This window comes from uncultured Pseudoteredinibacter sp., from assembly GCF_947500695.1.
In the GTDB taxonomy this organism is placed as follows: Bacteria; Pseudomonadota; Gammaproteobacteria; order Pseudomonadales; family Cellvibrionaceae; genus Pseudoteredinibacter.
This window is the reverse complement of the sequence record NZ_CANMSS010000003.1, coordinates 1-21,289: the sequence shown is the minus strand read 5'-3', so window position 1 is coordinate 21,289 and position 21,289 is coordinate 1. Positions and strand designations below refer to the sequence as shown.

At 47.3% G+C, this 21,289-nt stretch carries 19 protein-coding genes; 8 read left to right on the top strand and 11 right to left on the bottom strand.

Annotation, left to right across the window (positions count from 1 at the left end):
* Positions 1–284: 284 nt before the first annotated feature.
* Genes Q1A08_RS06750 through Q1A08_RS06710 form a run of 9 tightly spaced genes read right to left on the bottom strand, consistent with a single transcriptional unit; the run spans position 285 to position 10,054 of the window.
* On the bottom strand, positions 285–656 hold the full coding sequence (locus tag Q1A08_RS06750; RefSeq protein WP_299771159.1) for a nuclear transport factor 2 family protein: 372 nt from the start codon (positions 654–656) through the stop codon (positions 285–287).
* Positions 657–686: 30 nt separating this feature from the next.
* Positions 687–1,070: a nuclear transport factor 2 family protein gene (locus Q1A08_RS06745; RefSeq protein WP_299771157.1), complete on the bottom strand. Its 384-nt coding sequence runs from the start codon at positions 1,068–1,070 to the stop codon at positions 687–689.
* 15 nt (positions 1,071–1,085) lie between these two features.
* Positions 1,086–1,628 carry a DUF2889 domain-containing protein gene (locus tag Q1A08_RS06740; protein ID WP_299771155.1) on the bottom strand — a complete coding sequence of 181 codons (543 nt, stop codon included), beginning with the start codon at positions 1,626–1,628 and terminating at the stop codon, positions 1,086–1,088.
* Positions 1,629–1,653: 25 nt separating this feature from the next.
* On the bottom strand, positions 1,654–3,435 hold the full coding sequence (locus tag Q1A08_RS06735) for an acyl-CoA dehydrogenase family protein (RefSeq protein WP_299771154.1): 1,782 nt from the start codon (positions 3,433–3,435) through the stop codon (positions 1,654–1,656).
* 58 nt (positions 3,436–3,493) lie between these two features.
* Positions 3,494–4,684: an acetyl-CoA C-acyltransferase gene (locus tag Q1A08_RS06730; protein WP_299771152.1), complete on the bottom strand. Its 1,191-nt coding sequence runs from the start codon at positions 4,682–4,684 to the stop codon at positions 3,494–3,496.
* Between the two features lie 49 nt (positions 4,685–4,733).
* The gene (locus tag Q1A08_RS06725; RefSeq protein ID WP_299771150.1) at positions 4,734–6,854 is read right to left on the bottom strand and encodes a 3-hydroxyacyl-CoA dehydrogenase NAD-binding domain-containing protein; all 2,121 of its coding nucleotides are present in this window, start codon (positions 6,852–6,854) and stop codon (positions 4,734–4,736) included.
* 6 nt (positions 6,855–6,860) lie between these two features.
* A complete protein-coding gene (locus tag Q1A08_RS06720) occupies positions 6,861–8,489 on the bottom strand; it encodes a long-chain fatty acid--CoA ligase (protein WP_299771148.1) in 1,629 nt (542 codons plus the stop codon).
* Between the two features lie 9 nt (positions 8,490–8,498).
* Complete coding sequence (locus Q1A08_RS06715) at positions 8,499–9,653, bottom strand: acetyl-CoA acetyltransferase (RefSeq protein WP_299771146.1); 1,155 nt, start codon at positions 9,651–9,653, stop codon at positions 8,499–8,501.
* Positions 9,653–10,054: an OB-fold domain-containing protein gene (locus Q1A08_RS06710; protein ID WP_299771145.1), complete on the bottom strand. Its 402-nt coding sequence runs from the start codon at positions 10,052–10,054 to the stop codon at positions 9,653–9,655. Before Q1A08_RS06710 ends, Q1A08_RS06715 begins: the two co-directional genes overlap by 1 nt.
* A 323-nt stretch (positions 10,055–10,377) precedes the next feature.
* Between Q1A08_RS06710 and Q1A08_RS06705 the strand changes: the two genes are divergently transcribed.
* From Q1A08_RS06705 to Q1A08_RS06695, 3 genes are read left to right on the top strand one after another with little or no spacing between them, the layout of a single operon-like run.
* Positions 10,378–10,875: a flavin reductase family protein gene (locus Q1A08_RS06705; protein ID WP_299771143.1), complete on the top strand. Its 498-nt coding sequence runs from the start codon at positions 10,378–10,380 to the stop codon at positions 10,873–10,875.
* Complete coding sequence (locus Q1A08_RS06700) at positions 10,872–11,444, top strand: NUDIX hydrolase (protein WP_299771141.1); 573 nt, start codon at positions 10,872–10,874, stop codon at positions 11,442–11,444. The genes Q1A08_RS06705 and Q1A08_RS06700 overlap by 4 nt, the downstream gene beginning before the upstream one ends.
* On the top strand, positions 11,441–12,826 hold the full coding sequence (locus Q1A08_RS06695) for an amidase (protein ID WP_299771138.1): 1,386 nt from the start codon (positions 11,441–11,443) through the stop codon (positions 12,824–12,826). The genes Q1A08_RS06700 and Q1A08_RS06695 overlap by 4 nt, the downstream gene beginning before the upstream one ends.
* A gap of 248 nt (positions 12,827–13,074) precedes the next feature.
* Here the strand turns inward: Q1A08_RS06695 and Q1A08_RS06690 are convergent, their stop codons facing one another.
* Positions 13,075–13,674 carry a TetR/AcrR family transcriptional regulator gene (locus Q1A08_RS06690; protein WP_299771136.1) on the bottom strand — a complete coding sequence of 200 codons (600 nt, stop codon included), beginning with the start codon at positions 13,672–13,674 and terminating at the stop codon, positions 13,075–13,077.
* A gap of 110 nt (positions 13,675–13,784) precedes the next feature.
* Here Q1A08_RS06690 and Q1A08_RS06685 point away from each other — a divergent pair, with 110 nt between their 5' ends.
* Entirely contained in the window at positions 13,785–14,102 is a 318-nt protein-coding gene (locus Q1A08_RS06685) for an antibiotic biosynthesis monooxygenase (protein WP_363323501.1), read from the top strand.
* A gap of 91 nt (positions 14,103–14,193) precedes the next feature.
* On the opposite strand, the gene Q1A08_RS06680 is transcribed toward Q1A08_RS06685, so the two are convergent.
* Complete coding sequence (locus Q1A08_RS06680) at positions 14,194–16,653, bottom strand: TonB-dependent receptor (RefSeq protein ID WP_299771132.1); 2,460 nt, start codon at positions 16,651–16,653, stop codon at positions 14,194–14,196.
* Positions 16,654–16,848: 195 nt separating this feature from the next.
* Here Q1A08_RS06680 and Q1A08_RS06675 point away from each other — a divergent pair, with 195 nt between their 5' ends.
* The 4 genes from Q1A08_RS06675 to Q1A08_RS06660 all read left to right on the top strand — a co-directional run bounded on the left by Q1A08_RS06675 (position 16,849) and on the right by Q1A08_RS06660 (position 21,051).
* Positions 16,849–18,045 carry an MFS transporter gene (locus tag Q1A08_RS06675; RefSeq protein WP_299771130.1) on the top strand — a complete coding sequence of 399 codons (1,197 nt, stop codon included), beginning with the start codon at positions 16,849–16,851 and terminating at the stop codon, positions 18,043–18,045.
* A 23-nt stretch (positions 18,046–18,068) separates the two neighbouring features.
* On the top strand, positions 18,069–18,833 hold the full coding sequence (locus Q1A08_RS06670; RefSeq protein WP_299771128.1) for a hypothetical protein: 765 nt from the start codon (positions 18,069–18,071) through the stop codon (positions 18,831–18,833).
* Positions 18,834–18,844: 11 nt separating this feature from the next.
* Positions 18,845–19,774, top strand: a complete 930-nt coding sequence (locus Q1A08_RS06665; RefSeq protein ID WP_299771126.1) for a sterol desaturase family protein — start codon at positions 18,845–18,847, stop codon at positions 19,772–19,774.
* A 119-nt stretch (positions 19,775–19,893) separates the two neighbouring features.
* Positions 19,894–21,051 carry an aromatic ring-hydroxylating dioxygenase subunit alpha gene (locus Q1A08_RS06660; RefSeq protein WP_299771124.1) on the top strand — a complete coding sequence of 386 codons (1,158 nt, stop codon included), beginning with the start codon at positions 19,894–19,896 and terminating at the stop codon, positions 21,049–21,051.
* Positions 21,052–21,289 lie beyond the last annotated feature (238 nt).

Sequence of the window (21,289 nt, the reverse complement as noted above, 5' to 3'; positions counted from 1 at the left end):
CTCAACCATTGTTGCCTTCAAGATATCTACACCAAATCAAATTAACTACAAGCAAACTTTATTAAGGCACAAATGTAGAATGTTTTGCTTGAAGGAGGCTATTTAGGGGCATCTCCGACTTGACCAAATCTCTAGGAGAGATTTTGGGCTTGGCCGAAGGCTGAGCACCCGGATGGTGCGAATCCAAGAGGAGGTGAGCTTGGATGGATCCAGCTTTTTGCGCCCCCTAAATAGCCTCCATCAAGCAAAGCATGCGGTCAGACTTCTACCTTATCGATACTGACTTACAAGCCCATCGGATTATCAATTATAAATTGCCACTCACCATCAGTATTTTTCTGTAAAACATCAATAGCCTTGTGAAGCTCAGGCGAATCAGATTTAGCATCCGCCCAATGCCAAGCAACAACTACCAAAGCCGTATTTTCAACAATATGAATACTACGCTTTACCAAAGCCATATTGGCGATAATATCCGTGAAGCGCTCAAGCTCGGCATTAAGCTCTGTCTCATTTTGAGTTAACTCACCGTCTGCTTTGACATAAGCACCCTGCTCAACATACAAAGCTCTTGCAGTAGCGTAGTCTTTTTTCAACAAAGATTTGACCAAGGTTTTATAAACCGCCTCAATAGCTTCTTTATCAATAGCGCTCATAAATGACTCCATCGGTTTTCAAGTAGATAGTTAAGCCGGGGTTTTGCGATAAGAATCTTTAACTTTGATTTTATCACCAGCAAATTCGAATAGGTCGCAGCCCATTAAATTGACACTACTGCCATCAGCCTTGGCGCCCGTAAAACGCCACTCGGACACACCACGGTCACCCGCAACAAAGTGAGTGTCTTCGTTCCACTTTGCATCAGGGAAGACCTTAAAGATAGCTAGATAGCTTTCCCTAACAGCTACCAAACCTTCCGCACGATTACCAAAAATATCCGCACCTGCCGAGCTATCGAAGCGGCAATCCTCTGACATACAAGCCATGAGGGCCTCAATATCGTGATCATTCCAAGCTTGGGCAAAATCTTTTAACAACTGTAGGCGAGTCGCCTGTAGAGATTCACTCATAGTATCCTCTTTACTCTAATTCGTTTTTACTTCAACAAACTCTGGCCAAAGTCTTGGGATAACATCACCAGCAGCATCTAAGCCGTAGCAACTATCAACCAGAGGTTTAAATATTTGTGGGTTTTCGGTGTAGTCTATTGGGCGATAAACCGCATCTGTAATGGCTTGGTAAGCTACAGTGGCCATAGGGCCAAGTAGCTCTCTCAAATGAGTGCAGCCTTCCGTTGCCCCAAGCCGCTGTTTAATCTCACGCTGCCAACCTGGGCCTATTACCACGCCTAATAAACGCTGATAGTTTGGTAAAACATCAGGGCAACGCAGATAAGGGGTATCACTCATCGTGGCTTCCACTTCTTGAATAGTCATATCCAAATCTAAAGCGATACGAAAGCACATATCGTGAAGATAATCGTCACTTGTGATCAACTCTCGATCTGGGGTGCCCAAGCTAAAATGCTTCTTATCGGTTAAATGTGCCTCGATATCCCATAAACCATCTTCGCGCTCAAAGGCTTGCACCTGGATATTGCGAGTATGTGATAATTTTCTTTTACTCATACAATCAACCTAGCCAGCAAGAAACCTAGAACGGCTCTTTTAACCAATAATCAGCAATGGAGTCATTACCCGCACTAATAGCCGCCGCCAGTGCTTGGGTACGCGGCAAAATACGTGCAACATAGAAACTTAACAAAGCTTGCTTTTGCTCAAGAAACTCAGAACTATAGTCACCGCCCTGATAGGCATTGGCTTTATTTGCAGCACGCAACAGATAATACGCCGCCACAATGTAACCACAGAACATCAGATAATCGCTGGCGGCCGCATTAACCTCCGCAGAGTTTTCTGCAAATTTCGCCAAGCAGCTTGCATTCAAATTTTGCCAGTCAGCCACGACATCCGACAGAGCACTGGCGCACTGATTAAGATCGGGCAAATCGCTGGCTTTAGCTTCTTCGCAAGCTGCACTGACTTGATCAATAAAGGCATTTAGCTGTCGCTGGTCATCTGCAATTATCTTACGGCTAATAAGATCGATGCCCTGAATTGCCGTGGTGCCTTCATATATCGCCGTGATACGTACATCGCGATATAACTGCTCCATCCCGTATTCGGAAATAAAACCATGGCCACCTAAAATCTGCACACCGTGACTGGTGGCTTCCATAGCAGCTTCAGTAATAAAGCCCTTAGCAATTGGCGTTAAGAAGGCCAGCACGGCTTGAGCCTCAGCTGCCACTTCGCCGCCATCGTGCAGACGATCAACCTTTTCTGCTAGCTCATAGGACATCATTCGTGAAGCTTCGGAAAAGGCCTGCTGCGTAAGCAGTAAGCGACGTATTTCTGGGTGGGCAATAATTGGATCAGCCGCTCTATCAGTTGAAAAACGCGGACTCGCCTTCATTTGTAAACGCTCTTTAGCGTAAGCTAAGGCATTTTGAAATGACTTCTCTATTTGGCCCTGGGCCTGCAAGCAAACATCGACACGTGATTCATTGATAAAGGTAAACATATTGGCTAAACCACGATTGGGCTCACCAATTAAAAAGCCTTTCGCACCATCAAAGTTGATAACACAGGTCGCGTTTCCGTGAATCCCCATCTTGTGTTCGATAGAACCGCAGGCCACAGTGTTACGCTGATTAAACTCACCTTGCTCATTGGGGAGAAACTTAGGCACCAAAAACAATGAAATTCCACGCACCCCTTCAGGTGCACCTTCAATACGGGCCAGAGTGATATGTACCACATTGTCGACCATATCGTGCTCACCCGAAGAAATGAAAATTTTGCCACCACTAATCGCATAGCTGCCATCTTCATTCGGCGTTGCTTTGGTTTTTAACAAACCTAAATCAGAGCCACAATGTGCTTCGGTTAAACACATAGTCCCCTGTGATTGCCCACTCACTAGGCCGGGTAAATAATCGGCCTTTTGCTCTTCAGTGCCGTGGTTTTTTAGGGTAGTAACCGCACCCCAAGTAATGGTTGGGTATAACGTCCAAGCCAAATTTGCGCTCACCAGCATCTCATAAATTGAAAACTGTAAGCTCATCGGCAGGCCTTGGCCTCCCAGCTCTTCTGGCTGAGCAAGAGCGGGCCAGCCATTTTCTACAAATTGCTGATAGGCCGATTTAAAACCTGTGGGCGTAGTCACCTCGCCATCTTGCCACTGACAGCCCTCATCGCCGCTTTGATTTAAAGGAGCCAACTGCTCCTGGGCAAAGCGGCCGGCTTCTGCCCAAATCGCCGATACAAATTCCATATCCATATCGGGATTATTTTTTGTATAGGCCGCAGGGACCTCCATTACTTGCTCAAAAGCAAAACGAATGCTCTCGTAGGGAACGTGATACTGGGTCAAAATACTTTCTCTCGAATTAATACGGTGTTAAATCAGCTAGTAGATATTTCTTGCAGCTTTACAGAACCTCAAACAAACCTGCAGCACCCATACCGCCGCCCACACACATAGTGACGACAACATAACGCGCACCACGGCGTTTACCTTCGATTAGGGCATGCCCCACTAAGCGAGTGCCTGTCATGCCATAGGGGTGGCCAATCGAAATACCACCGCCATTTACATTCAGTTTATCCATTGGAATACCTAGCTTTTCAGCGCTGTAGATAACCTGGCAAGCAAAGGCTTCGTTTAATTCCCAAAGGCCAATATCATCAACAGTTAAGCCATGAGCTTTGAGCAACTTTGGTACAGCATAGATAGGACCAATACCCATTTCCTCGGGCTCTAGTCCCGCTACCATCATGCCTTTATAGGCACCTAGCGGCTGTAAGTTTTCACGCATGGCCAATTCATCAGAAACCAAGACGCAGGCCGCCGAACCATCTGAAAGCTGAGAGGCATTACCCGCCGTAATATAACCCCCTTCGATAACCGAGCTCAGCGCCTGCAAACTTTCCAGTGTAGTCTGTGGACGATTACCTTCATCAATACCTAGCGTCACTTCTTTAAACGAAGTTTCTTTGCTTTCCCTGTTAAAAACAGCTTTAGTCGTTGTAACAGGAACAATCTCCTGGTCGAAAGCACCCGACTCCTGCGCTGCCGCAGTGCGTTGCTGAGACAGCAAGGCATATTCATCCTGCGATTCGCGAGAGATACCGTACTTCTTACAAATATATTCAGCAGTTTGCAGCATTGGCATATAAGCCGTATCAGCATTAGCCAAAACCGTTTCGTCTTTTTCCTTCATAATCCAATCGAAGGCCGGTGTTTGCACCATGGAGATATGCTCATGCCCCGCCGCCACGACGGCATCCATACGATCAACCATAATTTGCTTTGCCGCTGTCGCCACCGACATTAGGCCAGAAGAGCATTGACGATCGATCGACTGACCAGAAACCGTTAAAGGCAAGCCTGAAGCCAAAGCCGCCATACGACCTAAGTTCATGCCTGCCGTACCGGCCTGCAATGAAGTCCCCATTACTAAATCATCAAAGTGATCAGCGGCCAAACCGCTTCGCTCTACCGCCGCTTTAATAGAGTAAGAAGACAAGGTGGGTGATTTAGTAATATTGAAAGCACCGCGAAAGGCTTTAGCAATTGGCGTACGTGCGGTTGATACAATAAGGGCTTGACGTTGACTCATAAGATAACTCCAAAAAATTTGTATTCGCTTTAGGCTAGACACTTAGCCTTTATGATTTTCTATATGATTTAAGACTGCTCTGATTTTCAGATAGCTCACTTAGCAGGGCGGCTGGCTTAAACCAACGCTCACCATATTCCCCAAGGCTCTTTTTCAATTGAACTAAGCTTTCCTGAATATTATCCAAGCCCAGCTCATCGATATATTGCATTGGGCCGCCACGCCAGCGAGGGAAGCCATAGCCATTGAGATAAATCACATCGATATCACCAGAGCGCAAAGAAATGCCTTCTTCAAGAATACGCATACCTTCATTGGCCATACTGAGGATGCAACGTTGAACAATTTCTTCTTTTGAGATCTCTCGCTGTTTAATGCTGAGATTTTCAGCAATCTCAGTGGCCAGAGCCAATACTTGTGGATCTTCTTGTTTTTTACCTTCCGGATATTGATAAGCCCCGGCTCCCGTTTTTTGTCCTAAGCGGCCTTGCTCACGCAGGGCAAACTGTAAGGCCTGATAACTTTCTTCACCCTGCCACTCATTTTGATTAGCCAGAGCTGCCATACAGCCGACATCAATGCCCGCCATATCAGCCATTTCAATTGGGCCCATTGCCATGCCAAATTCCCGCAACGCAGAATCAACCTCACTTGGCGTCGCACCTTCAAGCACCATACGAAACGCTTCACGTGAATAGGGGGCTACCATGCGATTTCCCACAAAGCCGTAGCACACACCCACGGTCACCGCAGTTTTCTTTATAGTTTTTGCTAACTGCAAACAACTTGCCAAAACCGAAGCCGAGGTACGCTCGGTACGCACCACTTCAAGCAGCTTCATAATATTGGCCGGGCTAAAAAAGTGCAGACCGATAACATTCTCTGGGCGAGAGCAAACCTCGGCAATTTCATTCAGATCGAGGGTGGACGTATTACTAGCGAGAATCGCGCTGGGCTTACAGTGGCGATCCAGCTCAGCAAATACCGACTTTTTCACTGACATATCTTCAAATACCGCCTCTATAACCAGATCGGTATTTGCTAATTCTTGATAGTCACTTACTGTGGCAAGAGCCGCTAAAGATGCTTCGCATTTAGCAGCACTGATGCGACCCTTATCGCGATTAGATTCAATAGTTTTAGTAATGTAAGCGCGGGCTTTCTTTAATGCCTCTGCATTTACATCTAACAAACGAGTTCTAATGCCAGCCAATAAGAAGTTAATAGCAATGCCACAACCCATTAATCCGGAGCCAATAATGGCTACCTCGTTGATTTCCAAAGAGGCATCAGCTGAATTAATACCAGGTACTTTCAATGCTTCTTTCTCAGCAAAAAAAGCATGCTGCAAAGCTCGAGCCTGGAAGCTATTAGCGCATTCATCAAAGAGTTTTCGCTCCAAGGCAAGGCCCGCCTGCAAGCTTAGCCTCATCCCCTCGCGCACCGCCTCAACAATAGCAGCAGGGGATTTTTGACCATACCAGCGGCGAGACTGCTGCGCTTGATAAGCTCGCAAGGCTTGCTCATCATCCTCACTTACCGTGAAGCTCTGCTCAAACATATTGATAGGCTCAACGTTTTTAGAGGATTCTGCTAAGGCCAAGACAGCCTCATTAGCTTGCTCTTGGCTTTCAAAAACGGCTTCAATCAAGCCCAATTCTAAAGCCTGCTCCGCAGAAATCGGCTTACCGTCGCACATCATTTTTGCTGCAGTCGCCATAGGTATTATTCTTGGTAATCTTTGGGTACCACCGGCCCCTGGCAGAATACCTAAATTGACTTCCGGCAATCCCAAGCGGCTGCCCGCTTCAGCAATACGCTGATCCGCTGCAAGAGCCAGCTCCAAGCCACCACCTAAGGCATAAGCTGAAACCTGCGCAATCACCCACTTCGGAAAACTGTCTATACGATTGCATAAAGACGGCAGACTTGGTTCAGCAAAAGATTTTTCGCTGCCAAACTCAGTAATATCTGCACCTGCCGAAAATGCTTTTAGGCTTGAACAAATTAGTACAGCCTTGACCTGCTCGTCCTGTTCAGCCGCATCCAGGTAATGATCGATCGCGCAACGAAGCTCATAGCTCAAGGTATTCACTGGCGCATGGCACATGCTCAGTGTCGCCAAATCGCCCTGAACAGAATAATTTACATACTGATTAAATTCAGACATCAAACTTTATCCCTCGTAGGAAAAATCACGGTATTGCTCACGCAAGTCTTTTTTGCTGATTTTCCCCGTTGCGGTGTGCGGTAGCTCAGTCGTAAACAAAATGGATTCCGGTATCCACCAGCGCGTTACCTGAGTTTCCAGGAAGTCTTTTAATTCCTGCTCACTCACTTCTTCACCGGGTTTGCTAACAACAATTAAGAGGGGGCGTTCAGACCATTTGGGATGGTAAACACCAATTGCGGCGGCCTCCAAAACTTTGTCATGAGCCATCACAGCGTTTTCGAGATCAGCAGAACTGATCCATTCACCACCGGATTTGATAACATCTTTGCTGCGATCGGTAATGGAGACATAGCCCTTAGAATCAATAACGGCGATATCGCCAGTATCAAACCATCCATCTTCAGTGTGGGCATCGGCTTTTTCTATGCCTAAATACTGAGAGCACACCCATGGGCCGCGCACTTGGAAAGAGCCAGGGCTTTTACCATCCCAAGGCATTTCATTTAGAGCATCGTCAACAATGCGCACCTCGATACCAAAAGTTGGGCGACCTACAGTTTTGCGCAATGCAAATTGCTCATCTTTTTCCATTGCCATCATGCTTGGCGTTGGCATATTCATCGTGCCTAAAGGGCTAGTTTCCGTCATTCCCCAACCCTGCTGCATGAATATACCCTGCTCTTCTTCGAAGGCCTGCATCAACGCAAGAGGTGTTGCAGCGCCACCTACCATCAAACGCTCAACAGTTTCCAACTTGGTATTGCTTTCGCGCAAATACTGCAACAAGGCCAGCCAAACCGTGGGCACACCCGAAGCAAAGCGAACGCGCTCAGCGTTCATTAACTCGGCTAGTGCTTGGCCGTCACCCATAAAGCGCCCAGGAAAAACCATTTTGGCACCAGCCATTGCGCCAGCGTATGGAATATTCCAAGCGTTTACGTGAAACATAGGCACAACCGCCAACAAGGAATCTTCTGGCAGCATGCCAACGGAAGAACTAGTATTTGCAGTCAAACTGATCAATACAGTTGAACGATGACTGTAAACAACACCCTTTGGATTACCGGTAGTACCCGAGGTATAGCAAATACCACAGGCCTGGTTTTCTTCGAGCTCTGGCCAATCAAATTCACCACTTTGCTCGGCTAAAAGTGTCTCATAGCAGTAAACGTTAGGTAGTTCGTGAGCCGGCATTGCCTCCTCATCACAAAGAACCACATAGCCTTTAACCGTTTTAAATTTATCGGCCAGACGGCTCATCAAAGGTAAAAAGTCTGCATCAACAAATACCCACTGATCTTCAGCATCGTTTAATACAAAATCAAACTGTTCATCGGATAGACGCGGGTTGATGGTATGGCATACTGCTCCTACTCCTGGGATCCCATAATACAATTCAAAGTGACGATAACTATTCCACGCCAGGGTTCCAATTACATCGCCTTGTTTAACGCCAAGCTTTTCTAAAGCGCCCGCCAACTTTGCAGCGCGTTTAAATGCATCTGCATAGCGGTAGCGATGCAAACTGCCATCCGCCAATTTAGAAACAATTTCAGTATCACCATGGATTCTTGCGGCATGACGCATAACCACAGGAATGGTGAGCTGAAAATCCATCATTTTTCCGAGCATTTTTAACTCCTATAAACAAGCTTCTGTGCCAAAGATCGTCGTTGCCTGACTAGACAGCGTGCCGCCATTACCATGTGCCAAAGCAAGCTCGGCCGATGGTATTTGTCGATCGCCACATTCACCGCGTAACTGACGGACTGCTTCGATCATGCAAAACAAACCGTACATGCCGGGATGCACACAGGAGATACCACCCCCATTGGTATTGACTGGACGCTCACCACCAGGCGCAATTCGCCCAGCAGAAACGAAAGCACCGCCTTCACCTTTAGCGCAAAAACCAAGATCTTCTAAGAATAAAATGACGTTAATGGAAAATGCGTCATACAGCTGGATAACATCGATATCACTGGCTTGGACGCCAGCCATTTGATAGGCACGACTGCCGCTTTGTACTGCGGCCGTTGTTGTCAAATCAGGCATCTGATCTATTTGTCGATGAGTTGTTGCCGAAGATGCCCCTAGGACATAAGCGGCTTGTTTGCCATATTCTTTGGCGCGATCTTTAGCAACTAAAACCATCGCTGCGGCGCCATCAGTTACCAAACAACAATCCATTACCGATAGCGGATCAGAAACCATCTTCGCGGCAAGTACCGTTTCTAAATCAACTTTTTCTTGAACAAAAGCTTCTGGGTTCATCGCGCCCCAAGCACGAGCCGCCACCACCACCTCAGCCAACTGCTCTCTAGTTGTTCCGTATTCATGCATATGTCTTGCTGCAGCCAGGGCGTAACCGGTGACGGGAATGCGTGGGCGATAGAGCTGCTCCCATTCTGGGGTTTCAATTAACCCCGCATGATTACCGCCATTGCTGCGCGCATTACTGCCGTAGGCAATGAGCACGGTTTTGCACAAGCCAGATTCAATCGCCATTACGCCCTGCAAAAGCTGAGACATAAACGACGAGCCGCCATTCATATCGCAACTAGTAAAACTTGGCTGAATACCTAGATATTCAGCAGCACTAAGGTTGGCAAAATAATGGGAGCCTGTAGTCGCACAAAGCCCATCAATTTCGTGCAGCCCTATGCCGGCATCTTCCAGAGCACGCTGCACGGCGACTCCCATTAACTCTAATGGTTGCCAGCCTTCGTAATTTCCAATACCTGCTTGCGCTACGCCAACAACCGCAGCCTTTCCACGTAAACTTTCAGCTGACATTAGCGCGCCCCTTCCTGCAAACCGTGCTTAAAAAGCAATAGCGCATCAGCGCCTTCTTGCTGCTCGATAAAAGCCTCAACTGCATCGCCGATTTTTGGTAGCTCATCCGATTGCAGGCGCAATTGAGTCATCATTCTCGGCCCTTCTTTAAGCTCTACAATCGCTACGTAATAGTCACCGCCGCGCTCTGGCCGCTGCGGAATTCGACTAAGTGAATAAATACTGGCTGCACCACTGGCAGCCACCCACTGCCAATCATTGCTGCCACTGCCGGGCGCAATAACGCGCGGATAAAAGAAAAACTGACCATCGCCCCCTTGCTGAATGCAAAGCTGCCCCGCATTCAAACGCGCTTGATACTCGGCCCAAGGGCCATGACCACTAAGTGATTGCTCCACCATCGGCTTTTAATTACCTCATCGTTTTTGTATCTGCGACAGACTGGCGAGCCTTACGAGACGCCAGGAACACAAATGGCACTTTTGGCCAAACTGCGCTGAAAATGCCAATCAAATAGTATTTTCTAAGTCTAATAATTACTTAATATACTTTTAACCGAACGAACGATCATGTCAAGATCAAATTAAACCCATTTGATCGACTAAAATTTGACTTAAATAGCTCTCGAACATAATATTATCGAACGTTCGTTCGTTGCTTATTGAGCAGATTTGAAGACAATGGACACATATCAGACAGAAATTGAATTTGTGAGAGTGGTACCGTGGAAGAAAAGCACACCAACAAGCCGATAGACCCCAGAGAGCTCAGAGATGCCCTAGGCCAATTTGCCACCGGGGTTACAGTGATCACTTGCTTTGATCAACACGGTAAGCCAGTTGGCATGACAGCCAGCAGCTTCAACTCATTATCGCTAGAGCCAGCACTAGTGCTATGGAGCATCGGCAAAGGCAGTAGCAACTTTGAGGCCTTTAATAGTTGCAGCCACTTCAACATCCATATCCTTAAGCACAGCCAGGGCGACTTAGCCTACCAATTTGCCAGTAAAGACGGCGACCGATTTGCCGGCGTTAAACTTGCTCAAGGCGAACAGAGCGCCCCAGCCATGGAAGATTGCCTAGTTCGATTTGAATGCTCTTTAAACGCTAATCACGACGGCGGCGACCATCGCTTGCTGATCGGCAAAGTAGAGAAACTACAACACAATGACGGTGAAGCACTGGCGTTTTACCGAGGCAAATTTGCCGGGCTTTTAGCATGAAATTTTGTAGCGACTGCGGGCACAGTTTAATACTCGCAATACCTGCGGGCGATTTGCGCGAGCGCTTTATTTGCAGTCACTGCGGTCGTATTCACTACCAAAACCCCAACCTAGTCGTTGGCGTCATTGCTCATTGGCAAGACCAGGTATTGCTTTGCCGACGAGGTATTGAGCCACAAAAAGGTCTCTGGTGTCTGCCGGCCGGCTTTATGGAAAACGGCGAGTCCAGCGATGAAGGCGCCATGCGCGAAGCTAAAGAAGAAACCTGTGCGGAGCTTGAGATTCAATCTTTGTACGCGGTGTATAACCTACCCCATATCAATCAAACCTATATGTACTACCGAGCCAAGCTGCTGAGTCCAAAGGTAGAAGCAGGCCTAGAAACCTTAGAAGCTCAGCTTTTTAAGCAAAACGAGATCCCTTGGTCACAGCTCGCTTACCCAAGTATCGCCGCTGCCTTACACCAGTTCTTTATCGATCACAAAAGTAGCCAGAGTGGCGAAGAAAAGTACCCACTGATCCATGAAACCATTAACAATCAAGCCAGCCTACTAGGGAACGCTTCATGAGTGACATTTCTAACTTAAGCGCACTGGAACTCAGCCGTCTTTATCAAAACAAAGCGCTAAGTCCAAAGGAAGTTATCGACACTCAATTGCAGCGCCTCGAAGCGCTAAACTCCAAATACAACGCCTTTTACGAAATTGACCATGAAGGCGCCCGTCGCGAGGCCCAAAAATCCGAACAGCGTTGGTTTAATGGTGAACCCAATAGTGTTTTAGACGGCACCCCTACAAGTGTAAAAGATGCACTATTAAGTCGCGATCAAAAAAGTTACCGCGGATCAACCGCCAATAATGCTGACGATATCGACTGGAACGAAGACTGCCCTCTCGTTGCACGCCAAAAAGAAGCTGGAATGATTTCATTAGGTAAAACCACCATGCCAGATTTTGGCATATTGGCTTCCGGCTACAGTTCATACCATGGAATTACTCGCAACCCATGGGATAGCAGCGTGACTACCGGCGGCAGCAGCTCAGGCACGGCTGCTGCAATAACAGCCGGCTTCAATACCGTTGCAGCCGGCACCGATATTGTTGGCTCCATACGACTACCAGCTTCCTATACCGGATTATTTGGGCTCAAGCCCAGTCAAGGTAGGGTTCCTTACTTCCCAAGCAATGCTGACACCTTAGTAGCAGGGCCAATGTCACGCAGCGTTATGGACTCGGCCGCCTATTTAAATATCTTGAGCCGCCCAGATCGGCGCGATGCTCGCTCTCTTGCCTGGCAAGATTTTGATTTTACCCAAGGACTGCTATCTGCCCGCCCTTCTTTACGTCTGGGCCTGCTATTAGATATTGGCTTTGGAACAAGCCCCGACCCAGAAACCCTAGCCGCCGTCAGCCAAGCCGCCGAGCAACTTGAAGATCTTGGACATAGAATTGTTCCGATCCAGTCGCCTTTTAAAAGCGGCGATGAAGATTGCGCTGAACTCTATTATCAACAGCGCTGCCACAATGAGTTTAAGCAATACAACGAAGAAAAGCGCCGCCAAAGTCCGTACATCTGGAAATTTACGGAACACTGTGAAGACGTTTCTGCGCCGGATTTATTTGAGGCCACCATGCAAATGCGCAAGCTTGGCGTACAAACCTTGGAGATGTGTTCGCAAGTAGATTATTTGTTATTACCATCGACTCCCCGCCCTGCATTTCCTGCTGAGCTTCCTGCCGATGATGCCGACAAACTATTTGACCCATGGTGTAATAATTTTTTATTCAATATCAGCGAGCAGCCTGCGGCTTCCATTAACTGCGGTTACAGTAGTGAAGGCTTGCCCATAGGCTTACAAATTGTTGGACCAAGGTTTGATGATTTTGGTGTGCTGCAGCTAGCTAAGCAGTATGAAAATATTCGGCCAGAGCAAAGGGCATTTCCGATTTAAGAGCGGGAGAACTTGTAGGGGTCAGACCCCACACTTATTAAGCTAACCTTAGCCTGCTAAACCGCGTACTTTTTAGAAACGGGGTCTGACCCCGGCGCGCTGAGCCGCAGAGCCTTTTGCCCAAAAATACTTTTAATAGGGGTCAGATCCCATACTTTTTAAGTTGGCCTTAGCCTGTTAAACCGCGCACTTTTTAAAAACGGGATCTGACCCCGGTGTGCTACCACGGGTTTGTGGCTCACGGACAATCAAACCCGCAAACTTTGCAGCAGGGTTTTTGCCGCTTTCAGACCGCTACGCTGATAGAGTTTTGCGGAACCTAGAGGCGCCATAGAAAGATGGCTAAGCGAAATACTCGCTAATCCCCAGGCAACCGCAGCACATTGCTCAGCCTGGGACTTTGGGTAAACCTGCTGCAACAAGCTTTGAAGGTTAGCAATAAAATCATTATTCCACTGGCTAAGGCGTCTTTTGATACTCGGATAATTTTCTACCGCCGCCAACAATGCCAGCGCCACCCGAATTCGCAATTGCTCTTGCTCCGGCATTTCGCCAAATAGATAGGCAATAATAAGCTCTTCATTTTGCTCAACAGAGGAATCGCCAGAATGGAGATCATCAAACAAGCGCTGAATATCATCCTGTTCGGTGCCCACACAACGCTCAAGCAGACGCTCAAGCAAAGCCTCACGGTTCCCCACATGGTGACGCAGCAAACTGCGATGTAGGCCGGACTCTTGTGATATACGCTCCAAAGTCGCCCCTTCGACCCCGTAGCGCGCCACACAGCGCTCAAAGGCTGCCAAAATAGCCGCTGCCCTTTCCTCTTTTACACTTGGTCTTGCCATATTTACCCCTGCTGATTGGGGAAGTATTTTAGCAACTGCTTGTGAAAATAATAGAGCTCTACACAGCGTAAGCTTTATAACTACTATTTCTGCACTAGCAGACTTAAGCCATGATCACGCACTCAAGCAGCTTAAGGCCGTTTCAAATCCCCCTTATGATTATATTAGAAGGTTATATTCAAGTACCGATGCATGAACTCTCGCTGTTTAAGAACGCCCTACAGCAGCATATAGCTGCTACCCAACAAGAACCCGGCTGCGTTTGCTTTAGGGTGAATCAGGACAGCGAAAGAAAAGAAATTTTCTGGGTCTACGAAGAATTCATTGACCAAAGGGCTTTTGATTTTCACCAACAAAGAAGCAGGGCTTCAGAGTGGGCCAAAGCCAGCCAAAACTGTGAAAGGTTTTACGAATTAAAAGAAGTCTAGCAAATTCGAAGCCGCAGCAAGCCATAAAAAAAGGGCCACAATGTGGCCCCAAGCAATGTGGTGAGGATCTCACCTAACCGTCGCTAAACAGCTATAAGCGATAGGCTACCGTCAAACCAACCGTGCGAGGTTTACTGTAGGTTGAAAAGGTGGAGCCAAACGACTCTGTAAATTCACGAGTGTTCGAGCTGTTGTAAACCTCATCCGTTAAGTTCTCAACAAAGAAAGTAGCATTGAGGCTTTCATCGGTGCTGGTCCAGCTGATACGAGCATTAGTCATCCAATTATCTTCCGTCTTGCCCAATGGGTTATTGGCAATATCCGTGAAGTACTCATCGGTGTAGGACCAATCCAATTGCGGAGTAATAAAGCCCATCTCGCCTAACTCAAAGGTATAGCTCAACACGCCATTAAAGGTAAACTCTGGCGCATAGCGAAAAGCATTGCCACGAATATCTGGGATCGCACCAGCGGCAACTGTTGGCTGCTTATCCACTTCCGAATCCAACCAAGAAGCACCCAAAGTTAATACCAGGTTGGTGACCGGATTGTAAGCCATCTCAACTTCTGCACCGCGAATAGTTGAATCTGGCACATTGACCAATTCATTAACCACGGTAGTGCCTTGCAGTTGCGAAGGTAGAGTCACGGCGATAACAGCTTGGAAATCCGTGTAGTCATACTGGAACAATGCAGCATTTAAAGTCATGCGGCGATCCAGCAGATAGTGCTTAGTCCCCAGTTCAATTGAGGTCAGCTTTTCAGGATCAACTTCAACTAGACGATTGTAATAAGTACCGTTAAAGCTGCCACCCTTAAAGCCACGAGAAATACCGAAGTAGTATAGAGATTCCTCGTCGGGCGTATACTCGAATGAAACCTTACCGCTTAGTGAGTCCCAACTTGCATCGCGAGCAAAACTCTCTGGCGCGCCATTGTTAACACCGCAAATTTCCGGATCCATTACTAAGCCGGCGATATCAAAGCCAAAGGGCGCATTAGGATCAACACCAATACCCTGCAACTGATCAAAGCGTCCTTGTCCGGCATTTGGGTTTTGCCCCACATAACAACCTAAGTACTGACCAGAAAGATCTTTTTCATCACGACTCCAACGCAAGCCTACGGTAGCCCCCCAATAATCATTGATGCGATATTTCAAATGGGAGAATAGAGCCATACTCTCCAAGTTTTGCTTGTGCTTATTGGCACGAGTAGAAACATTGCCCGCCGGGATTCGGCCAATTGCCTGCAGAACATTATAGGCCTGCGCGACATTCAAAAAGTCCGTCGGCGCAAAACCAGCGGCGGCTGCCGATGCAATCCAAGCACCATTCAGACCTAGAGCTGCATCAAAGCCACCCACTGAGCCATCGCTACCTGGCACAAAGCCGTGGGGAATTGCCGCCAACACACCGTTGATGTCATAACTGGCTTGCGACTCCACATCTTCATCCATAAAGAATGCACCGGCCACCCAATCGAGCTTTTCGGTTTCACCTTGCAGGCGAAATTCTTGGGTAAACTGACGCTGCCCAGTAAAAGCTTGGCTATGTCCGATTGGCTGCGTGCTGGCATCCTCATCGTTTTGATAAAGGAAATCATGATCAACAAAACCCGTTACCGAAACCAAGTTAACATCACCCAGATCCCAATCAAAAGTTAAGGAGCTCATGATAGTCTCGCCCTTTTCTTTTCGCTCATAATCGGGGCTGAGGGTAACTCTACGATAATCCGAGGCGCCACCACCTGGCGAGCTTGGATCAAAAGCATTCGCTGGCAGCTGGTTATGAAAAACCACTGGTTTGTTGTCGATTTGCTGGTGAGCTAAGCGCCACTCAACGACGATGTCTTTATTTACATCCCAGTCAACACTCAAACGTGCGGCTTGCACGTCTTCGTTTTGAGCATCGCGGCCTAACTGATCTTTTACATAACCGGAAGAGCGGTTGCTAACATAGGCCAAACGCCCGCGAACATCTTCGGTCAAAGCACCAGAAACGAAAGCCTCCTGACGAGAACGATCAAAGCGCCCAAAGGTAGCCTCAATACCAGCACTGAACTCCTCCGTCGGTCTGGCAGAAAAAACCTGCATCGCTCCCGTTGTGGAGTTTCTTCCAAATAGCGTACCCTGAGGACCACGCAAGATTTCAACCTGATCAAGATCGAACATGGCGAAGCCATGGGTTTGAATATTGTTTAAGATCACTCCATCGCTGTACACAGCAATCGGGGTATTGGATATCGCACTAAAATCGACATTACTTACCCCACGCATACTGATAATCGGCGCCGACAGGCCGAAGTTACCATCAACCGCCACCATATTGGGGGTTTGCGCAGCCAGCTCACTGCTACGGGTAATATTCACGATTTTCAGGTCTTCTGCACTGTAAGCCGTTAGGGATACAGGTACATCTTGAGCCGATTCCGTGCGGCGCTGGGCCGTTACCAACACCTCTTCAATTTGCGCTGCCGCCCAATCAGCCGCCAACGTTGAACCCACTACAACCGCTGCTACTAATGGTTTTACCGGGAAATTTCTAGTCACTGACATTCTCCTAGCCTCTCGATCTTTATTGTTTTAGAAATTCTTTGCATTCACTCCGCATACACCACAATCGAATCACTCAAGCCATTGCATGACCGAACGTTCGATCGTATTATGGGCGAGACTACAAATTTCAATAAGCCTTTGTCAATGAGAATTTAATCGGGAAGCCGATTTTTAGCCGAGAAGCGAATAATGATTCAATCTAGTTTTAATAAACGACAGATCAGCGCTCTGCTGGTTTTAGCCGTGATTGGTGGCTCTGCTGCCAATATTCTGCCTTTTATCTTTTCTTCATTTAGCTTGGTTTTCGATATCGAATCGACTGCAACCCTCACCACTGCCGAGCTATTCGGTATTTGCGTCAGCGGCCTTAGCTTCAACCTTTGGCGCAAGCGCTTGAGCCTAAAGCTGAGCTGTTTGCTAGGCTTATTACTTTTTATTGCCGGTAATGCCATTACCATGGCGGCCGATGGTGACTTCAACCTGACATTATTTGCCAGACTGATGTGCGGCCTGGGTGCGGGCATTGTTACTTCCCATGCTTTTTCTATTATTGGCAGCCAGAAAAACCCAGAGGCTCTTTTTGCCCTGGTGCTGTTTGCACAGGTACTTTGGTCTGCCGTGGCATCCTTTGCGATGCCTACCTTGAGCGAAAGCATGCCCTTACTTTCCTTCTCCTTCTTATTGATCTGTGGCTTGATCGCCATTATCCCAATGGCCTTATGGACACCTAAAGGCGATCAACAGGAAGAGGAAGTCGAAGATTTCAAGGCAAGCCCCTTACTGAAGCGCTTAAAAGCCATTGTTATTGGCACCACCATCATTTGGTACGCGGCACTCGGACTGTTTTGGGCTGACTCGGCAAATCGTGGGATGGAAATGGGTTTATCTGCTACTTTTATTAGTAGTATTTTTGCCGCAGGTTACTTGGCAAGCCTAACGGGGAATGGTATCGCCATCTACTTAGCGAGCCGTTTTGAGCGCACTTACCCCATGCTGATCGCCGGCGGCATTCACCTAATGGTGTATTTTATGTTCTACCTATCGACTGGCCCTCAAGATAAGTGGATTTATACCGTTGCGGTACTTATCTACTCGATTTCATGGGCAATCTTTACGCCATTTCAACTTGGTCTATACAGCGAGTTCAGCATTGACGGGCGCTTTGCCGCCATCTTCCTACCCGCCACCGTTGTTGGTATGACCTTTGGCACCCAGTTTAACGGCTTGCTCAGCGAAGACGGAAAAATGATTCTGGCAACGTTTTTTATGGCTATTTGTTTAGGCTGTTACGCCTATGTCTTTAAGCGTTTGCCGGTGTTTTATCGTGAACTCGAAGAGCAATACGGCGCAGAAGCCCTTAATGATGAAAATTATTCTCAAGTGTAATAGTGTGATTAGCAGGTAAAACTATGAACTTTTTTGTCTCAGCCTTAAGCACCATCTTACTCGGCTTAGTGGTAGGCTTTGCCCTCAGCTTGCAAAAAGCCGAACCGCCCACTGAATTTGAAAAGTACAGCAGTGCTAACATGGACTTCGCCACCATGAGCGAAGTTGGCTACGCCATGGCCGCCTTTGGCCGTGAATCTACTGCAGATTATTTCGAGCTAAAGGATTATCAGGAATATGTACAACTAGCGCAAAATGATCATGCCAAAGCGCTTAGCGCCAGCGACTCCCCTCAAGTAGCAGCCAGCGAAGCCCAAGCAAGCAAGGCGGAAGCACCGACGATGCAACTGGCTCAAGTTGAGCATCCAGCCAAGCCTAAAGCAAAACCATCACTAAAAGACTGGCCCAAATCCGTGATTGGCATACAGCGCAGCACCGAATTAATTAATGTCGAGAAAGTGTGGCAGGAATTTGCCAGCAATAGCGCCCTTAGCGACCAGCTAGATAGCTATACGGTGAGTGTGTTCGCCATATACAGCGATTTCAATAGTGATTACAGCCGCGCCACCATCAGTATCGGTTATGACAAACCGAGCATGAAAGGCGAGCAGCAACTGATTCCAAAAGGCAAAATTGAGACCCTTCTTAAACCCAGTAATTATGGAAACAATGCGCTGCTTAATGCGTGGCAGGATATCGACTATAGCAAAGCTGTTAAAGCGGTAGTGGAACGTCGCGACTACACCCAAAACAGCGAGCTGACGTCTTTATTCGTGATTTATCAATAGAGAGCTTTGCCATGATGGAATTTTTACAGCAACGCCTTACCGATCTCGAGCTTTTTGGCTGGGATGAGTATATAAACTACTGGTTCTTCCTAGCGATGATGGCCCTGTTTGCCTTCGAGCTGATCGTTATGGCCTTTAAGAAAGCCGTGACTTGGAACCTCATTGGTGACTCCATCACCAACTTCATCACTTTATTTGCCTACCGCTTTATTGGCGGGCTTATTTATATCCTGTTTTATCTAACGGCCTTTTTTTGGGTATACGAAAACTTCAGCATTACTCAACTACCGCTAACTTGGATGAGTTTGCTGGGCTGTATTTTATTAGCGGATGTCATCTACTACTGGGAACATCGCTTTATGCATGTTTGCGGTTTGGGCTGGGCAACCCACACGGTTCACCACAGCTCGCCACATTTTAATATTTCTGTGGCCTATCGTTTCGGTCCACTGGATGGCTTCTTCCCGTTCTTTTTCCACTTACCGCTGATCATGCTAGGTTTCCATCCGTTCATGGTGTTCTTAGCAGAAGCACTGGTGCAGCTATACCAGACAGCGCTACATACGCAAATGGTTAAGAAATTACCACGCCCAATCGAGTACATCATGAACACGCCTTCGCATCATCGTGTTCACCATGCCACCAACAGCAAATACATTGATAAAAACTACGCAGGTATTTTTATCATCTGGGATCGCATGTTTGGCACCTTTGCCGAAGAAGACGAGAAAGTGAAGTTTGGTGTTTACCCTCGTATTAACAGCGTAAATCCATTTACTGTGTTCTTCCATGGCTTTACCAAGCTGGGCAAGCAATTATGGGAAGCACCGAGTTGGTCTTATCGTTTTCAGCTGCTGATTCGCCCGCCGATCTGGGCTTGGGAACAAGAGCAAAAACGCAAACGAGAAGCGGCGGCAGCCGAAGCTAAAGCAAGCCCTTAATGACAACACAACCTTTTGCCTCATCTAGCAGCTGAGGCAAAAGGTATTTTTTTAAATAGTTGTTTGTAACACATTACAATAAAGATTGATTAGCCAATACGACTCTGAAGGAGATGAAAATGACAGTTCTGGATTCGATAAAAAAAGTCGCCAGTGCCAAAATTGAGGAGGCCACCGGCTTACCATTTGCCGCCTACTCAGACGAAGAAGTTTACCAATTAGAAATGGAAAAGATTTATCGCAATGATTGGGTGTTCGTCTGTAATGAGGGAGAAGTTGCTAACCCTGGCGATTACTACGCATTAACCATTGCCGATGAACCCATCATTATTATTCGAGGTAGAGATGGCGAGCTACGAGCTATGTCCAACGTATGCCGCCATCGCGGGACGCCACTAAACGATGAAGGTTTTGGTAATAAAGGCCGCATGGTTTGTCCTTATCATGCATGGACCTATACCGATCAAGGAAAGCTGATTGGCGTACCTCACCCTGGAATTATTGCTGTAGACAAAGAAAAACACTGCCTACCTCATTTCAAATTGGAAAGCTGGCATGGCTTGATATTTGTGAATATTAATGGCAATGCGGAAGCTTTGAGTGAGCGCTATTCTGGCATAGAGAAGTATTTGCAACGTTACAATATCGGCTCTTTTGATAAAGGTGTTGGCGGCGAAAATGAATACTGGGAGACCAATTGGAAGCTAGCCGTAGAGAATGGCATAGAAAGCTACCATCTATTTAAAGTTCACCAAGAAACCCTTGAAGTTAACACCCCGACTCGTGAAGCATTTTACATAGAAGGCAAACCGGACTGGACTTTGACAGGCGGGAATTTGGTCGGCGAAAGTCGCAGCTTTACAGAAAATGCCATGATGGCCTTAATGCCCAAATCACAGCAACGTCTATGGGAACATTATGTGCTATTTAGCTTACCGCCGAATTTTGTTGGTATTTTGCTTGGTGATACTCTCGGTTATTTATCGGTAATTCCTGTTGACGCTAACAACTCTATTATTCGAGCAGGCACTATTTCTTCTAGCAAAATTAACCCTGGGGCGGGAGAGCAAGAGTTCGTTGAGGCCTTTTTCGCTGAAGACAAGTGGATCTGTGAGCGCAATCAAAAAGCCATGAAATCCCGCCATGGTGAGCCAGGAAAACTGGTTGAGCTGGAGCAGGTGGTTGTGGACTTCCACCACTATCTAGCTGAGCGCCTTTTCGATACCAAAATCGATAGTCATATCGTTGATGAAAGAGCCAAACCGCTGATGGATTAAGCCCCCAAACGGAGGGGGGGTCAGAACCCTTGGGTTCTGACCCCTGGTGCCTGCACAATTTTTAAGTACACACCTAAGCGCAGCGAAGCTTCATATAGGTAACCTTTTAAGCTCGCCGCTGCAGATACATCTCGGCTCCGAAGAGCGGGGTCAGAACCCGCGGGTTCTGACCCCTGGTGCCTGCACAATTTTTAAGTACACACCTAAGCGCAGCGAAGCTTCATATAGGTAACCTTTT

Bases quoted from the DNA above. Each gene is read 5' to 3' on its own strand.
- Q1A08_RS06720 (WP_299771148.1), bottom strand. From the start codon at position 8,489: ATGCTCGGAAAAATGATGGATTTTCAGCTCACCATTCCTGTGGTTATG.
- Q1A08_RS06660 (WP_299771124.1), top strand. From the start codon at position 19,894: ATGACAGTTCTGGATTCGATAAAAAAAGTCGCCAGTGCCAAAATTGAG.
- Q1A08_RS06740 (WP_299771155.1), bottom strand. From the start codon at position 1,628: ATGAGTAAAAGAAAATTATCACATACTCGCAATATCCAGGTGCAAGCC.
- Q1A08_RS06725 (WP_299771150.1), bottom strand. From the start codon at position 6,854: ATGTCTGAATTTAATCAGTATGTAAATTATTCTGTTCAGGGCGATTTG.
- Q1A08_RS06690 (WP_299771136.1), bottom strand. From the start codon at position 13,674: ATGGCAAGACCAAGTGTAAAAGAGGAAAGGGCAGCGGCTATTTTGGCA.
- Q1A08_RS06695 (WP_299771138.1), top strand. From the start codon at position 11,441: ATGAGTGACATTTCTAACTTAAGCGCACTGGAACTCAGCCGTCTTTAT.
- Q1A08_RS06750 (WP_299771159.1), bottom strand. From the start codon at position 656: ATGAGCGCTATTGATAAAGAAGCTATTGAGGCGGTTTATAAAACCTTG.
- Q1A08_RS06665 (WP_299771126.1), top strand. From the start codon at position 18,845: ATGATGGAATTTTTACAGCAACGCCTTACCGATCTCGAGCTTTTTGGC.
- Q1A08_RS06745 (WP_299771157.1), bottom strand. From the start codon at position 1,070: ATGAGTGAATCTCTACAGGCGACTCGCCTACAGTTGTTAAAAGATTTT.
- Q1A08_RS06730 (WP_299771152.1), bottom strand. From the start codon at position 4,684: ATGAGTCAACGTCAAGCCCTTATTGTATCAACCGCACGTACGCCAATT.
- Q1A08_RS06715 (WP_299771146.1), bottom strand. From the start codon at position 9,653: ATGTCAGCTGAAAGTTTACGTGGAAAGGCTGCGGTTGTTGGCGTAGCG.
- Q1A08_RS06700 (WP_299771141.1), top strand. From the start codon at position 10,872: ATGAAATTTTGTAGCGACTGCGGGCACAGTTTAATACTCGCAATACCT.
- Q1A08_RS06710 (WP_299771145.1), bottom strand. From the start codon at position 10,054: ATGGTGGAGCAATCACTTAGTGGTCATGGCCCTTGGGCCGAGTATCAA.
- Q1A08_RS06675 (WP_299771130.1), top strand. From the start codon at position 16,849: ATGATTCAATCTAGTTTTAATAAACGACAGATCAGCGCTCTGCTGGTT.
- Q1A08_RS06670 (WP_299771128.1), top strand. From the start codon at position 18,069: ATGAACTTTTTTGTCTCAGCCTTAAGCACCATCTTACTCGGCTTAGTG.
- Q1A08_RS06685 (WP_363323501.1), top strand. From the start codon at position 13,785: ATGATCACGCACTCAAGCAGCTTAAGGCCGTTTCAAATCCCCCTTATG.